The sequence below is a fragment of the Arcticibacter tournemirensis genome (genome assembly GCF_006716645.1).
Taxonomy (GTDB): Bacteria; Bacteroidota; Bacteroidia; order Sphingobacteriales; family Sphingobacteriaceae; genus Arcticibacter; species Arcticibacter tournemirensis.
In genome coordinates, this window is sequence record NZ_VFPL01000001.1 from 1,403,065 (window position 1) to 1,418,472 (window position 15,408).

Here is a 15,408-nt window from a genome sequence, read left to right on the forward strand (position 1 = left end):
TTATTTTACGACGATTTTTTTACGGTCAAATTCAATTATATCACCCCTTTTAACTTTCAGACGTTTCCTGTATTCTACTTCTCCGTTGCACTTCACCAATCCGTCAGAAACGACTATCTGGGCTTCGCCGCCTGTTTGCACAAGATTCGTAGCCTTCAGCAATTGTATCAGCGGAATAAATTCTCCTGCAAGCTCAAATTCTATCATAGGCACAAATGTATAAAGAATGAATAATACTTGATTGGCTAAATAAATGATATTACTCTGTCGTTCTGGCGATAAGTTCAGAATCAGGATCAATTTCCGTAAATTTGCTTAATGAATCAGAACTTAGGAGAAACAATTTCAACAAATATAGATCTTCCGGATTTTAACGATACCGAAATAGCGTTCAAAGGTAAAACCAAGGAAGATCTGAACCGGGCTTATTGGCTGTTTAAGATCATTTCCAGTAACTTTCTAACGAAAGTGGGGCCGTACCTCACCAATAGCGCAATTAAGTTCGGCCTGCCTGTAATTCCCCTGATAAAGAAAACCATCTTTGCGCAGTTCTGCGGGGGCGAAACAATCGAAGAATGTAATGCTACCATCGCGCAGCTCGACAGCGGGAAAGTAGGCACTATACTCGATTATTCGGTAGAAGGCGAACAACAGGAGAAGAGCTTTATTCATACTACGGAAGAGATCATGGCGATCATCAGGAAGGCAAAAACAGACCCGCGGATTCCGCTTACTGTTTTCAAGCCTACCGGTGTTGCCCGGTTTGAACTTCTAAAAAAGGTTAGCGCTAAAGCTTCTCTGAGCACGGCAGAGCAGGCAGAATATTTTAAGGTTAAAGCCCGCATTAACCAGATCTGCCGTCTGGCATATGAGTTAGATGTGCCGGTAATGATTGATGCCGAAGAGTCGTGGATACAGAATGCCATAGATGATATCGCCACCGAAATGATGCGCACGTATAACAGGGAGCGGGCCATCGTGTATAACACCTACCAGCTTTACCGTAACGACAAGCTCGCCTCCCTTCAGGCCGATATTTATCTGGCTGAAACCGATGGCTTTATACTCGGCGCGAAGCTAGTCCGCGGAGCTTATATGGAGAAAGAACGCGAGAGGGCACAGCGTATGGGATATCCCTCGCCGATCCATGCAAGTAAAGAAGCTACAGACACTGACTACAACGAAGCTATCAAACGTTGTATGAAGCATATTGAACATACTGCATTTGTTGCAGGTACGCATAATGAGCAAAGCTGTCGTTTGCTTGCAGAGCTGATAAATGAATACAGGTTGCCCCATAATCATCCTCATATCTGTTTCTCGCAGTTACTAGGGATGAGTGATAATTTGAGTTTTAATCTCGGAAGCGCGGGATATAACGTCACCAAGTATGTGCCGTACGGACCGGTGAAGTCGGTATTGCCCTACCTGTTTCGCCGCGCAGAAGAAAATACGGCGATAGCAGGGCAGACCGGTAGAGAGCTTAAACTGATAGCAGCAGAAAAGGAAAGGCGACGGACGAATTAATCCGGCGTATTCAGTTTCTTTAAAAGTTCTTCGGAAATGTCGTCAGAGTAAACTCCATAGGCGTTTACAAAAACTCCTTTTACATTGTACTTATCCGACCTGATTCCATAAACGATGGAATTGTCACCAGGATCAGACATCCCTTCAAAGCGGTGAACCTCGCAAATGCTGAAGTCTTCGGGCTGAAGGACTATGTTTTCGCTGCTGTTGTGTAAAACTCCATTAGCAAGATTGAAATCTAGGGTAAAGCCCCGCTGTTTTAAGCCGTCGAGGGCTTCAACCATTGTTTGATAATTTTCCATACCGCAATAACAATGGTTTCAAGATTTTTGTTTAACAAGTAAACCAGGCCTTTATGGTTTTAGCAGTCCCGATCTGTAAAGGAATTTTTCCAGTGAATCGTCCTTTGTCCTCAGATGCGTATGAAGACCAAGCTCCTGACCGGTTTTAAGGTGTTGGGGACTGTCGTCGATAAACAGCGTTTCAGCAGGGTTGAGATTATTTTCATTTAACACCAGCTCAAATATTTCGCGGTTAGGCTTACGCATCCTCACGAGGTGCGAATAGTAAACCTTCTCGAAGAAGACATCGTTCGATTCCACCTGGTATTCGCGTTTTAAGTAATCGGAAATGTAGTCGAGATGAATCTCATTAATGTTGCTGAGCAGGAATGTGCGGTATTGCGCTTTTGCTTTCAGTAACAGTTCGTGGTGGACCGGCGGCACACCAATCAGGAGGCTGGTCCATGCGTTGTCAATCTGCTCGTCGGTAAGCTCCGGCTTTTGGGTGATCCTTCTGATGCCGTCGCGAAACTCAGCCGAAGTAATGTTTCCCTTTTCAAACTCATCGAACAGCGGATCATGTCCGGAGTGAGCAAAAAAGCGCTCCACGTTTTTAATTCCAAGGTCAGTAAAGGTGTGTTGAGTCTTAAGAAAATCGATCAGGAAGATCACGTTACCGTAATCGAAGATGATGTTTTTAATATGCTGCATACCGCAAAGTTAAGAGGCTGCGACGAAAAAACCGTCCATGCTTAACGATAACGCACATTTTTGCCTCTTTTTTATTTACAGTTTTGCGAAATTGAAAGGAATAACTACATTTGCACACGCAAAAAATGAAAGTTTTAGCAGCTGCGCCTATAGCTCAGTCGGTTAGAGTAGAAGACTCATAATCTACGGGCTAAAGTATTGAAAGCAAGGGATTTAGATGCAATATCTTTGAAAATCATTTGGAGTTTTTCAAAGGACAAGAATGGTGTTGCGAAACTAAAAAAATTGCCTAAATTTGCCTCACGCAGGTAGCAAAAAAAATGCGTAAGGGCCTATAGCTCAGTTGGTTAGAGTAGGAGACTCATAATCTCTTGGTCGCTGGTTCGAGCCCAGCTGGGCCCACTATAAAACCGCCTAACGAAGAAATTCGGAGGCGGTTTTTTTGTTTTTCTGGTGCTGATTACCGTCAGCAACTATGCTTTGAGGAAACCCCTTTAAAGCAGGTTTTACATAATTTTTTGTTAAACTTTACGCAAAACCGTAACAAATACGTAACGGAAATTTTTGCGTGCTAAAAAGAAAATTATGGCAACCGTAAGCGCAAAGGTTTATGAACACCACAAGAAAGCAGATGGCACCTACAACGTAAAAATCTGTGTCCATCACAAAGACCAAAGAAAGTTTATTGACACCAATCATTATGTAGTCAAGAAACAATTAACGGCAAAACTAAAGATCAAAGACAACTTTGTCATTGATCTGATCGACGACCAGCTGAAAGGCTACCGCAAAATCATCGGCGAACTCGGCGAAAAACTCAACTTCTTTAATGCGGAATCTTTAAGGGATTACCTGCGGGACAAAGACGCCGACGTAGATTTTATCAAGTTCTGTGCGGTACATATCGAACAGAGCGAAAAAGACGGAAGAAAGGGTACTGCGCACAACCATCGTGTGGTACGTAACAGCCTGGTCGATTATTTTAAAAGGGAAGCTGTATCCGTAACAGAAATCAATTCAAATATGCTGCTTTCCTATGAGCGCTTTTTGAGAAGTGAGCGTATAATGATACGCCCAAGCGGACAGAAAAACATCACTAAACAAACAAAAAGTAAGGGATTGTCTGATAGTGGACTTTATAATCACATGCGTGATCTGCGTACCCTGTTCAATGCCGCCCGCGATATGTATAATAACGAAGACCTGGGCATTTACCGAGTCAGACATTACCCATTTAAAAAGTACAAAATAGGCTCCGCCCCACTTACAAAAAAGAGGAATAATACTTTAGAGCAAGTAAGGATCATCCGCTATTGTGTAACCAAACCCGGAAGCCGGGTAGAATTGGCGAAAGAACTCTATATGCTTTCGTTCTACCTATGCGGCATGAATGCGGTGGATTTGTATCATTTGACAAAAGAAAATATCAGGAACGGAAGAATAGATTATAATCGTTCCAAAACAGAAGGCCAGAGAAAGGATAATGCTTTTATTAGCATCAAAATAGTCGATGAAGCCAGACCTTTGCTGGAAAAATACATAGAAAGGCTTTCTGTACGCTATGTAAATTCTGATGGACTGAACAAAGCCCTAGGAATGGGAATGAAACAGCTGCGGAAGATTACAGGCTTAAATGAACTTACAGTTTATTGGGCAAGGCACACTTTTGCTACTATCGCCCGCAATTCCTGTAGAATGAGTAAAGACGATGTAGCCCAAGCGTTAAATCATATAGACAGCGAACACACTACTACTGACATCTACATTGAAAAGGATTGGGGCATTGTTGACGAAGTGCAAATTAAGGTCATCACCTTACTAAGAAAGTTAGATATGAAGATCGTTGCTCAGCAAAGGAAATTAGCTGCATCAAAGCAGGCCGCATAAAAACTGACACCTGCATGGTTCAAAAAATAACCCATGCAGGTCTATAAACTTAATTGAAAACTCTAAGTTTGAAAATCATGAAAACTCTGATTTTGTTTTTCCTAACCTGTATCATAGGTACGGGCGCATTTCTGGCCGGAACAACTATGAAAAACCCGTTACCTGCCTTTATAGTGGCATTCGGTATGGACGCTGTTTCTTTATAGAATAGGTAAAAGATAGTCTATAACGAACCTAGGATGTGAGCACCGAAGGAGCCATTCCATACAGCTCTTGAAGCGTAAGAAAAAATGCGAGAGATTCTCAAATCCCAAATCTGGTTATATTTCTGACGCCGTTTTTCTTCTTCCGTTATTAGATAATGAGCCTCTTTTAACCTTCGCTTCCGTAACCATCGATGGAGCGTATTATCAAATAGTTGTTTAAATCACGTTTGAATGTTGTAATACCTTGAACGGCTAGATAAGCAACCTTTCTAAAAAAACATTTAAATGATAGCTCTTAATAGATTCTTCCGGGTTTATCTTATAAGGTTCCGTAAAATCAAATAAGATGTTATTTAAATCGGGCTTTGATTGACGAACATGATAGCATCACATGTTTCATATAGTTCTACACTTTCTCGTTCATGACAGTTGTTGCTACTGTGATTTATATTTCAATTTAATGTGATGCGCATCATTTTAATCTTACTAACAAAAAGACTATCTTTGGTATAGTAAGAGTCCTTCAAGGAAGGATTCTTACAAAGAAACCAATCGAGAAATAATATATATTGGTAATGAAAAAGTTTACAATCACATTGATAGCGATCTTGTACCTTGGGGTATCCTCAGGAGCAAGTATAACTTTTCATTATTGTATAGGACAAATTATTTCTTGGAGTTTTTCCTCCAAAAATTTAGATAACTGCAAGGGATGTGGTAATCATACCGGAGATGCAAAATGCTGCAAAAACGTTCGGCTGGAACTGAAAACAAAAAGTGAGCAAAGCAAACCTGATGATTCCTTGCTGTTTGGAAATTTTTACCATCTCCAGTCTTCAGAAGCCTTTAACTTTAAGATTGCGGAAACCTATTCCACTGTATTATGTGGAAGTGTTCATAGTAAGGACTTAAGATCGACTTCTGTTCCGATCTTTATACGCAACTGCACTTTTCAAATTTGATCTCTCTCTTCTTTCAACCAGTTTAAATTTTAGCAGGACGAAGCAGTATGCCCTGTTATAAGCTCTTTATTCTGCAAAGGTGTAGTTCTATTGTGCCATTAGGGCACAGCGACTTGCCATACACACTATTTCATTAAATAATATTAAAAACATGAAAATAACTAAATTTATAGGTATGATCTTATTATGCCTTATAGGACTTAATTCGTTTGCACAATTAACTAAAACCTCATTTGAAGTATCTGGCAAGTGTCTGGAATGTAAGAAGAGAATTGAAAATTCACTAAAAGTACTAGGCGTGACCAGCGCAGATTGGAATGTAAACAGTCAGATTTTATCTGTTAGTTATGATCCGAAAGCCATTAAGCTTAATAAGCTACAGAAACTCATATCAAACGCGGGGCACGATACTCCCAAATTCAGGGCAGATCAGGATGTGTATAATTCACTTCCTGCTTGCTGTAAATATGAACGTATGACTTATTCCAAGTCAAAAAACGAAGGCAGTGCTAATGATATGCCGGGTATGCCAGATATGAGCGGCCATTCGGGGCATCATTAAATAAGGAAGAAGAAAAGAAAAGGAGAATAGGCAGTTGCTTATCCCACAGCTAAAGAAAGCTGTGGGATATAAGTTTCAAGTAAGCTATTCAGCCACTTAAGAGCAATTATAAAAGAATGAGCATACAACGTTATAGGTGTCAAATCCTCTAATCCACTAGAAAATTTATAAAATCGAAAACATGAAAAAGTCTAAAACAGGTATATTAATAATCCTTGCAGTATTAAGTGTACTTACTGCAGTTGCACAAGGGGATCAAAACTCAGATAAAAAATCAAGCGCTTTCCTTAATAGAAAAGGTGGCGTGCACGATCACGGCTGGACATCACTAGGCTTTCTGGATAAAGAGAGTGTTACCAGAATTTACAGTGGCAGAAAAATAATTTTTCTTGACCAAAAAGGAAATGCTGTTGACTCCAAAGGAAATAATTTAGGCCGAGCCCCTAAAAATGCCGTTTACTTTAAATTCAATGGTGAAAATGTAGTTCAGCAAAGAGGTTCACTATCTGAAACCTGTGCGACTCTAGACCCGAAGGGACACTACAGTGGACCTGATCACAACAATTACAAGCTGCACAATTGTATTACCCATTGCTACTTTTTGACTAACAAAAAAGATACGTTAAATCAAATGGCTATGTAAGTAACACAGTAAAGCCTTGGCATTTATTACATCTTAATAATTTATAAAATGGTACAAGCCCTTATAACATTCTCCTTAAAAAACCGGATGCTGATCTTGCTATTGGCAGTCCTCTTATTTGCGTGGGGAATATATTCTGTAAAAAGAAATCCCATTGATGCTATTCCAGATCTATCAGAAAACCAGGTAATTGTATTTACCGAGTGGATGGGACGAAGCCCACAACTAATAGAGGACCAAATAACTTTTCCTCTGGTTTCCAATCTTCAGGGAATACCCAAGATAAAGAATATACGAGGCACGTCGATGTTCGGGATGAGCTTTGTGTACATCGTTTTTGAAGATGATGTTGACATTTATTGGGCTCGGACGAGGGTGCTTGAACGACTAAACTATGCTCAACGACTGTTACCGCAAGGTATAACACCTTCACTAGGACCGGATGGGACCGGTATAGGCCACGTATTCTGGTATCATTTAGATGCTCCCAGACTGAATCTGGGCGAACAAAGGGCCTTACAGGATTGGTATATAAAATTTGCTTTGCAGACGGTGCCTGGGGTAGCTGAAGTAGCTTCCTTCGGCGGATTTGAAAAACAGTATCAAATAGTTATCGACCCGATAAAGCTTCAATACTACAAAGTATCCCTGATGGACGTAATGAAGAGAGTACAATCAAATAATAACGATGTCGGAGGAAGGAAATTCGAAATGAGCGATATGGCCTATGTAATCAGAGGACTGGGATATATAAAGAACAAGGATGATATTGAAAATATCGCAGTGGCGCAATATAATGGAATACCTGTAAGGATTAAAGATCTCGGGTCTGTACAAATGGGGGGAGATCTACGGCTGGGGATTTTTGACCAGAACGGTGAAGGCGAAGTCGTTGGCGGTATCGTGGTAATGCGGTATGGCGAAAATGCCGATAACGTAATTAATTCAGTAAAAGAAAAAATAAAGGAACTGGAAAAGGGACTACCCGAAGGAGTAACTCTTAAAGCATCCTATGACCGAAGTGGGTTGATTGAGGCTGCAATAGAAACGGTAAAGGGAAAGCTGATAGAAGAAATTATTGTGGTTTCTTTAGTGGTCTTAGTATTTCTCTTCCACTGGCGCAGTGCATTGAGTATTATCCTTCAAATACCCTTGACTATTGCAGCCAGCTTTATTCTGCTAAATGCGTTTGGTATGTCGTCGAACCTGATGTCTTTAACCGGAATTGCACTGGCAATCGGAGTAATTGTAGATAATGGAATTATAATGTCTGAGAATAGTTATCGGCAACTTTCCGAGTGGCAGAACAGTGATAACCCTGAAAAATTTAATTAAATGGATTTTATAAAAAGAGTCAAAGAAGGTTTCAATAAAAAACTGAAGCCTTCATACCGAAAAATTCCCGAAAATATAAGGATGTCCATTATCGAGAGGGCATGTAAACAAGTATCCAGAGGGGTATTCTTTTCGACAATCATTATTATTGCTTCATTTTTGCCGGTGTTTCTGTTAACTGGCCAGGAGGGTAAGTTATTTCACCCGCTCGCATATACCAAAACGTTCATACTTGCTATCGACGCGGCATTAGTTTTAACTCTTGCGCCTGTACTTATTTCCTTCTTTATGAAGGGAAGATTTTTACCTGATCATGCCAATCCTGTCAATCGATTTTTAGAACGGGTATATGAACCGATTATTAAAGCATGTATAAAAAGGCGGTGGATAACAATTGGTGTTAACTTAGCCGCACTTGCCATAAGTATTCCTTTGGTAATGAGTCTGGGACGGGAATTCATGCCTCCACTAGATGAAGGATCCTTGTTATTTATGCCAGTGACTATGCCTGATGTATCCAACTCAGAGGCAAAGCGGATATTACAACTACAGGACAAAATCATTAAAAGTATTCCCGAAGTGTCACACGTATTGGGTAAGGCAGGTCGTGCTAACACTGCTACCGATAATTCCCCAATAAGCATGATAGAAACAATTATTATGCTAAAACCGAGCGATGAATGGAGAAAAGGGTTTACCAAAGACAGTATTATCAATGAGCTAAATTCTAGGCTGCAATTACCCGGTGTTACTAATGGCTGGACACAGCCTATCATTAATCGAACTAACATGCTTTCAACGGGCATACGTACGGATGTGGGAGTTAAAATATACGGGCAAAATCTGGACACTATTTATTCGTTTGCTCAGCAAATCAAGAAAGCGCTCGACGGTACCCCTGGTGTCAAAGACCTGTATGTTGAGCCCATAACAGGAGGCAAGTATTTAGATATCATTGTGAAGAGGGAGGAAATCGGGCGTTATAACTTAAGTATAGACGATGTGAATTCTGTTGTAGAAACGGCACTAGGAGGTATGAGACTTACCACTACAATTGAAGGCCGCCAACGTTTTTCTGTTAATTCAAGGTTCGGTCAGGACTTCAGGAATAATATAAAAGCAATTAAAAGACTGCAAGTACAAACAATGGATTACGGTCCCATCCCTTTGGAAGCTGTGGCAGATGTCCGATTGACAGAAGGGCCTCCGATGATTAATTCAGAGAATGCGATGCTGCGCGGTACTGTGCTTTTTAATGTAAGGGAAAGAGATTTAGGCAGCACTGTACAGGAAGCACAGGAAAGGCTGAATAAAATGATACTTAAAATGCCTAAAGGGTACTTTTTGGAATGGAGCGGACAGTATGAAAATCTAATACGCGGCGAGAAAACGTTGAAAATGATTTTACCTGTCGTACTGATCATTATATTCATGTGCATGTACTTCGCCTTTAATTCAGCTCGTGAAGCTTTCTTTAGCCTTATTTCTATTCCTTTTGCCTTGATAGGAGGAGCCTACTTTGTGTACTTCTGGGACGTTAATCTCTCCGTAGCCGTATCTGTTGGCTTTATTGCATTATTTGGTTTGGCAGTAGAAACCGGGATAGTGATGGTGATCTATCTCAATGATGCTATGCAAAAACTGGTAGCCCTTAAAGGAAATTCAAGTGAAACAATTACCACAGAAGATTTAAAGGAATATGTAATTGCTGGTGCAGCAAAAAGACTGAGGCCAAAATTAATGACAGTAAGCGTGTCTCTATTTGGCCTGGTGCCGATTCTCTGGAGTACCGGGGTTGGAAGTGATGTTATGATACCCATTGTTCTACCAATGATTGGCGGAGTACTGACGTCTTCTACACATATACTCCTGGTAACTCCTTTGATATTTCTGATGCAGAAGGAATATGAGTTGAAAAAGTTGGGAAAAATAGAGGTGTTGGAAGCTAATCATTAATTCTTTAAACAATGAAAGTAACTCGAACAATAGCAGGTGTTATGCTTTTCGTACTACTCTTTTTTTCCTGTAGTCCAGAAAGACATGCCAAAAATAATCATGATTTGTCAAAGGGGACTCCAGTAAATGCATTTGCCACAGACGTTCGGAAAATTGAAGCCAGTAAAGTATGTATGGTAAATGACAAATATATGAACACTGACCAGATTGCCATTGAGGTAGATGGAAAAATTTATTATGGATGTTGCCAGGCGTGTATAAATACGATAAGAGACAATCAGGCCTCCCATATGGCTAAAGATCCCCAAACAAACGAACAAGTTGATAAAGCTACGGCATTTATTGTTGTCGAACCGGGCAGCAAAGATGAAGTACTCTATTTTAAATCTTTGGAAAATGCTCAAAAATATTTTAGCAGGCACTATAACGGCGGATAGTTTTTATAAACAGACAAAAAGTATAAATATCGCCGGTAGTACATGTGCGGTTTAACCTCGGATAGAGGAGATGATTTAAAAAATGAATTCATGAAAAGGTTTTTTTATATAGTTTTTGCATTGGCGATCTTCACTGCTCTCCAGGCGAGTGCACAGGAAACGATTGCTCTTAATTCAATTTTTGATTCAATAAGAGCAAATAATCCTTCCCTAAAGATGTATGATGCAGAAATTCGCTCGTTAGACGAAGCTGCAAAGGGAGCAAGAAGCTGGATGGCTCCGGAATTGTCAACGGGTTTTTTCATGGTGCCCTACGCCCCTCGTTATTGGAAGGCAATGGATGGTCAGCCCGGAATGGGACAGTATACTATATCGGCTCAGCAAACTATCCCAAACCCTAAACGGTTGAATGCCGATTTTACATATATGTCTTCTATGTCTTCTGTTGAGAAGGAGAAAAAAGGATATACATTAAATCAGCTTTACGCCGAAGCAAAGAAGAGTTATTACCGATGGATAATTATCAAAAAGCAACAGCGCGTATTAGACGACAATGAAAAGCTTCTTAACTACATGATTCAAAGCGCTGCTTTACGGTACAAAAACGGTCTTGATAAAATTAATGCCTATTATAAAGCAAAAGCAGCATTGGCTGATGTACAAAGCACGAAGATAATGCTGGCCAATGAAATAAAGCAAAGTCGGTATACTCTCAATACCCTAATGTTTCGCAATAAAACCATTGACTTCGATATAGACACCTTGTATCAGTTGAAAGACTATAAGTATCTATCGTTTGATACCACTTCGTTTTTATCCAGTAGGAGCGACCTGAAAGCTCTCGAAAACGAAATGAAGTTAAATACATTAAAGCAAGAGACCGAAAGAGCGAGGTTACTGCCTGAATTCGGTGTGCGATTTGAGAATGCCTACGGTTGGGCAAGGCAACCGATGCAGTTTACAGCCATGGCTATGGTACGCTTACCAATGACCCGCTGGTCTGCCAGAATGAACAAAGCGAATATCGAAAGCCTGAATTGGAAAAACGAGTCATTAAAACAGCAGAAACAGATGATTTTGAATGAGTCCATCGGGATGGCCTATGGAATGCGAACGGACATCCTTAACAAATTAAAACAATTAAAGCTGTATCAGGAGAACATCTTACCTGCATTACGAAGGAATTTTCAAACATATCAATTAGCATACGAACAGAATTCTGAAGAACTGTTTGAATTGTTTGACTCCTGGGAAACCTTGAATAAGACCGAACAGGAGTATTTAAACGAACTGCAGGAGGTACTCCTGATGCAGGTTGAGTTAGAACGAGTCTTGCAAACCTAAACGTTTGCATATGAATTCAGTGAGATAGAAAACATTAGGTACTAAAGTTAGGAACCGTTTTGGTTAGAACTATCAGTTATGAAAAAGAAAAAAATAATAGGAATCATTGTCTCAATGCTGCTATTCTCAGTGGCAGTTTGGATATACTTTAAGCCGACAATTACCAATAATAGCAATGTAACTCATGAGGGAATGAGCGATATGAAAACGACAAGTAGTCGGGGGCATGAAATACATTCTCATCAAACCAGTGAGAAAGCTGAATATACTTGTGCCATGCACCCTCAGATTATCCGGTCAGAACCGGGGAACTGCCCCATTTGTGGCATGAGTTTTGTTAAAAAGGCTGGACTGAGCAATGAAATTCACAATATATCATTGCATACAGTCCTCCAGTCCACAAACCGTTTTGCCATATCTTCTATCCCTTCTGTAACTTTAACAAAACGTGAAGTCCCTGTTGAAATTAATGCGCTTGGATACACCGCATATAATACCACACAAGTTGGCGCCATATCAGCACGAATAACAGGAAGGATTGAAAAATTATATGTCAGATATCGCTTCCAGCCTGTAAAGAAAGGTCAAAAGATAATGGATATCTATAGTCCTGAGTTACTTACCGCACAACAAAATCTACTATTCCTGTTAAAAAGCGATCCTCTAAACACTTCCTTAATTGATGCTTCCAGGGAAAAGTTGCTGTTACTTGGGTTTACAAACCAACAATTAAAAGAGGTGGAGAGCCGTCGCAAGCCATTATACAGGGTGGCAATTTACAGCCAGTATAGCGGGCATATACACGAAGCATCACGAAAAGAAATGGGTGGTAATACACCTCAGCCTGTCTCCATGAGTGATAACAGCTCGCTAATAACTAAAGAGCTTAATCTGAAGGAAGGGATGTATCTACAAAAAGGTCAGACGATATTCGACGTATATAATCCAAATAGAATATGGGCATTGCTAAATATTTATCCAGCTGAACAGTCCCACATTAAAGTCGGGAACAAAGTCAGAATTGTATCAGAGACAGGGTCAGGACAAGAAGTTGATGGTTTAATTTACTTTATCGAACCTTTCTTCAGGGAAGGAAGCAAGTCCTTAATAGCAAGGGTAAACATTAATAATAATGAACTTCAATCTACGATAGGAGGTCAGGTTAGGGCAACTATTTCAGGAGGGCGTGTAGATGCACAATGGCTACCAAAAGAGTCGGTGCTTTCGCTTGGTCTTCAAAGTATTGTCTTTCTGAAAAACGCTAATGGCTTTAGGGCGCAAAAAGTTTCTACAGGGATAGAATACAAGAATTTGATACAGATAACCGCTGGGATCAGACCTTCAGATTCCGTAGCGGCTAACGCTCAGTTCTTAATGGATAGTGAAAGTTTTATTAAGACGGATAAATAATACCGGCAATTGGCTTTACTGATTTAAGCCCGTTGAGCAGGTATATATAGAGGGGTAGATGATAAAAAGGGCAGACATAATTTAAAAAAAAAATGAAAAAGGTACAGATGATTCTAGTGCTAATACTAATAATTGCAGCCTGCAAAAACGCTGAAGTAAAAGATGCAAAAAAAGCAGTTCATAAAGACCATAACGTGGATTATTATACGTGCTCTATGCATCCGCAAGTTATAAAGGACAAACCTGGTAATTGTCCCATCTGCGGAATGAAACTGATTAAAGTTTCGCGAAGTTCAGCCAAAGACACTGAAGGAATACAATTAAACGAGCAACAAATGCAGCTTGGGAACATTATAACTGATACCATTGGAAACAAGATGATAAGTGATGAGATGGTACTTACCGCAACTATCAATGTAGACCAGCGAAATATAAATGCAGTGAGTGCAAGGGTGATGGGAAGAATTGAACGTCTATACTTTAAAAATACTGGCGACTATGTAAGGAAAGGAGACAGATTATTTGACATATATAGTGAAGACCTGAATAATGCCAAACAGGAATACATTTTGGCCTTAGAAAAGCAAAAGTTATTGCATGGTTCTGTTATAAATCCTGAAGTGCTTGTTGAAAGTGCGAAGAAAAAACTTGAACTATGGGGACTGTCCCTATCACAAATTAAGGAGCTGGAAGTTAGAAAAACAACGACGCCTGTTACTACTTACTATAGTCCTGTAGCAGGATATATATTATCAAATGAGTTACGAGAAGGCGAATATGTAACGGAAGGAGGAACGGTTGTTCGATTGGCTGATCTTTCGACATTATGGGCCGAGGCTCAAATTTATTCCTCAGAACTCTACCAGATAGATAGGCACGCAGCAGCCTCCGTACAATTTCTAAATATACCAGGCAGACAAGCCATTGGAGCAGTTCAGTTTGTTGCACCTGAAATTGCCGATCAAAGCCGGATTATTCTATTAAGAGTGCAAATCCCTAACTCAGGACTCTTGCTCAAACCAGGGATGCCTGCATCTGTGACAATAAAAAGTAAATCTGTAAACACATTAACCCTACCTTCTGATGCAGTGCTTAGAGTGGGCAATACTGCATCAGTGTGGGTGCAAACGGGTAATTATCATTTTAAGAACAAGATGGTTGAAACAGGAATGGAAGAGGGTGAAATGGTTGAGATAAAATCAGGACTGCAGGCAGGGGATATTGTAGTTATACAGGGAGCTTATCTCTTAAATAGTGAATATATTTTCAAGCAAGGTGCTAATCCTATGGAGGGAATGAAAATGTAAAGTTTAATTTTCATCAGATCAGGATCAACTGTATTTATAAGTTTTGATAATGAAAACGGATATGTCCAATATTAAGCTCGATTACATCTTTATAAAGGCATTTAGATGTTTGACTTTTGAAATTGAATTTGAAGAAGAAGATTGGCTTCAGTTTGAAAAAAAGCTGCTTAAGAAGTCATCTCGACATTCTCGGCAGAGAATATCGCTTTCGGTTTCCTATAAAAGTCGAAAAAACAATGACAGACGTTAATAAATATTCTAGATGAGAATTATTTATATTAGAAACATGATCTCACTCAGCTGCATTTATGTAGTAAGACATGAGTTTGAAAAATTTGGCTTTACTATAGAAATGATTAAATTAGGCTTAGTACAGATAAGAGAACCGTTGGACGATAATGTACGAAAAGAGCTATCGGTTCAACTTCGAAAATATGACTTAGAGATAACAGAGGAATGGAATCCAGATGTGGAACAAATAAAGAGAGTAGTAATAGAGTATTTTCAGAAAAATGAAAATATATCAGGAAAAATAAATTGGGCTGATCTTTTAAAAGGCAGTATTGGAAAAAAATGTACTTATAGTTATATCAGCCACCTCTTTTCAAATATGGAGGGAGTTACTCTAGAAAGATATATTATAAAGCAAAAAATTATAGCTGTAAAGCGCCTTTTGTTAAATCAGCAACTTAAGCTGAAGGAAATCACCAAGAAGATGGGATATAAAAATATTTCTCACCTTTCATACCAGTTTAAGAAAGTTACAGGTCAAACTCCTTCTGAATTTAAGAAATCAAAATTTGATACAGGGATTCGTGAATAGTATGGATCAGGTTATTA

Annotated in this window: 14 protein-coding genes, 1 tRNA gene and 1 pseudogene; 13 read left to right on the forward strand and 3 right to left on the reverse strand. The window is 39.6% G+C overall.

Annotated elements, in window-relative coordinates; translation table 11 throughout:
* A complete protein-coding gene (locus BDE36_RS06000; protein WP_141814127.1) occupies nucleotides 1-207 on the reverse strand; it encodes an RNA-binding S4 domain-containing protein in 207 nt (68 codons plus the stop codon).
* A 111-nt stretch (nucleotides 208-318) separates the two neighbouring features.
* Here BDE36_RS06000 and BDE36_RS06005 point away from each other — a divergent pair, with 111 nt between their 5' ends.
* Nucleotides 319-1,527, forward strand: coding sequence for a proline dehydrogenase family protein (locus tag BDE36_RS06005; RefSeq protein ID WP_141814128.1), 1,209 nt, complete (start codon nucleotides 319-321; stop codon nucleotides 1,525-1,527).
* Here BDE36_RS06005 and BDE36_RS06010 read toward each other — a convergent pair.
* Together BDE36_RS06010 and BDE36_RS06015 are read right to left on the reverse strand one after the other, a co-directional pair.
* Entirely contained in the window at nucleotides 1,524-1,829 is a 306-nt protein-coding gene (locus BDE36_RS06010) for a phosphoribosylpyrophosphate synthetase (protein WP_141814129.1), read from the reverse strand. The two genes, BDE36_RS06005 and BDE36_RS06010, sit on opposite strands and share 4 nt — an antisense overlap.
* A 51-nt stretch (nucleotides 1,830-1,880) precedes the next feature.
* Complete coding sequence (locus tag BDE36_RS06015) at nucleotides 1,881-2,519, reverse strand: HAD family hydrolase (RefSeq protein WP_141814130.1); 639 nt, start codon at nucleotides 2,517-2,519, stop codon at nucleotides 1,881-1,883.
* A gap of 328 nt (nucleotides 2,520-2,847) precedes the next feature.
* On the opposite strand from BDE36_RS06015, the gene BDE36_RS06020 reads away from it, so the two are divergent.
* The 12 genes and pseudogenes from BDE36_RS06020 to BDE36_RS06070 all read left to right on the forward strand — a co-directional run bounded on the left by BDE36_RS06020 (nucleotide 2,848) and on the right by BDE36_RS06070 (nucleotide 15,391).
* Nucleotides 2,848-2,921, forward strand: a tRNA-Ile gene (locus BDE36_RS06020).
* Between the two features lie 183 nt (nucleotides 2,922-3,104).
* Nucleotides 3,105-4,406 carry a site-specific integrase gene (locus BDE36_RS06025; RefSeq protein ID WP_141814131.1) on the forward strand — a complete coding sequence of 434 codons (1,302 nt, stop codon included), beginning with the start codon at nucleotides 3,105-3,107 and terminating at the stop codon, nucleotides 4,404-4,406.
* Nucleotides 4,407-4,483: 77 nt separating this feature from the next.
* Nucleotides 4,484-4,612, forward strand: a complete 129-nt coding sequence (locus tag BDE36_RS24240; protein ID WP_262715159.1) for a hypothetical protein — start codon at nucleotides 4,484-4,486, stop codon at nucleotides 4,610-4,612.
* A gap of 575 nt (nucleotides 4,613-5,187) precedes the next feature.
* Nucleotides 5,188-5,574, forward strand: a complete 387-nt coding sequence (locus BDE36_RS24325) for an HYC_CC_PP family protein (RefSeq protein WP_420837435.1) — start codon at nucleotides 5,188-5,190, stop codon at nucleotides 5,572-5,574.
* 151 nt (nucleotides 5,575-5,725) lie between these two features.
* A complete protein-coding gene (locus tag BDE36_RS06030; RefSeq protein ID WP_141814132.1) occupies nucleotides 5,726-6,136 on the forward strand; it encodes a heavy-metal-associated domain-containing protein in 411 nt (136 codons plus the stop codon).
* Between the two features lie 181 nt (nucleotides 6,137-6,317).
* Entirely contained in the window at nucleotides 6,318-6,779 is a 462-nt protein-coding gene (locus BDE36_RS06035) for a hypothetical protein (protein ID WP_141814133.1), read from the forward strand.
* Nucleotides 6,780-6,827: 48 nt separating this feature from the next.
* Nucleotides 6,828-9,950, forward strand: a pseudogene (locus BDE36_RS24115) (efflux RND transporter permease subunit); the annotation flags it as partial.
* 131 nt (nucleotides 9,951-10,081) lie between these two features.
* The gene (locus BDE36_RS06050; protein ID WP_141814136.1) at nucleotides 10,082-10,507 is read left to right on the forward strand and encodes a hypothetical protein; all 426 of its coding nucleotides are present in this window, start codon (nucleotides 10,082-10,084) and stop codon (nucleotides 10,505-10,507) included.
* Between the two features lie 90 nt (nucleotides 10,508-10,597).
* Nucleotides 10,598-11,851, forward strand: a complete 1,254-nt coding sequence (locus tag BDE36_RS06055; RefSeq protein WP_141814137.1) for a TolC family protein — start codon at nucleotides 10,598-10,600, stop codon at nucleotides 11,849-11,851.
* Nucleotides 11,852-11,929: 78 nt separating this feature from the next.
* Nucleotides 11,930-13,261: a heavy metal-binding domain-containing protein gene (locus tag BDE36_RS06060; protein WP_141814138.1), complete on the forward strand. Its 1,332-nt coding sequence runs from the start codon at nucleotides 11,930-11,932 to the stop codon at nucleotides 13,259-13,261.
* 92 nt (nucleotides 13,262-13,353) lie between these two features.
* Nucleotides 13,354-14,568: an efflux RND transporter periplasmic adaptor subunit gene (locus BDE36_RS06065; protein WP_141814139.1), complete on the forward strand. Its 1,215-nt coding sequence runs from the start codon at nucleotides 13,354-13,356 to the stop codon at nucleotides 14,566-14,568.
* A gap of 262 nt (nucleotides 14,569-14,830) precedes the next feature.
* Nucleotides 14,831-15,391 (forward strand): helix-turn-helix domain-containing protein, encoded by a 561-nt coding sequence (locus tag BDE36_RS06070; RefSeq protein WP_141814140.1) that lies wholly within the window; start codon nucleotides 14,831-14,833, stop codon nucleotides 15,389-15,391.
* The last annotated feature ends 17 nt before the right edge of the window (nucleotides 15,392-15,408 follow it).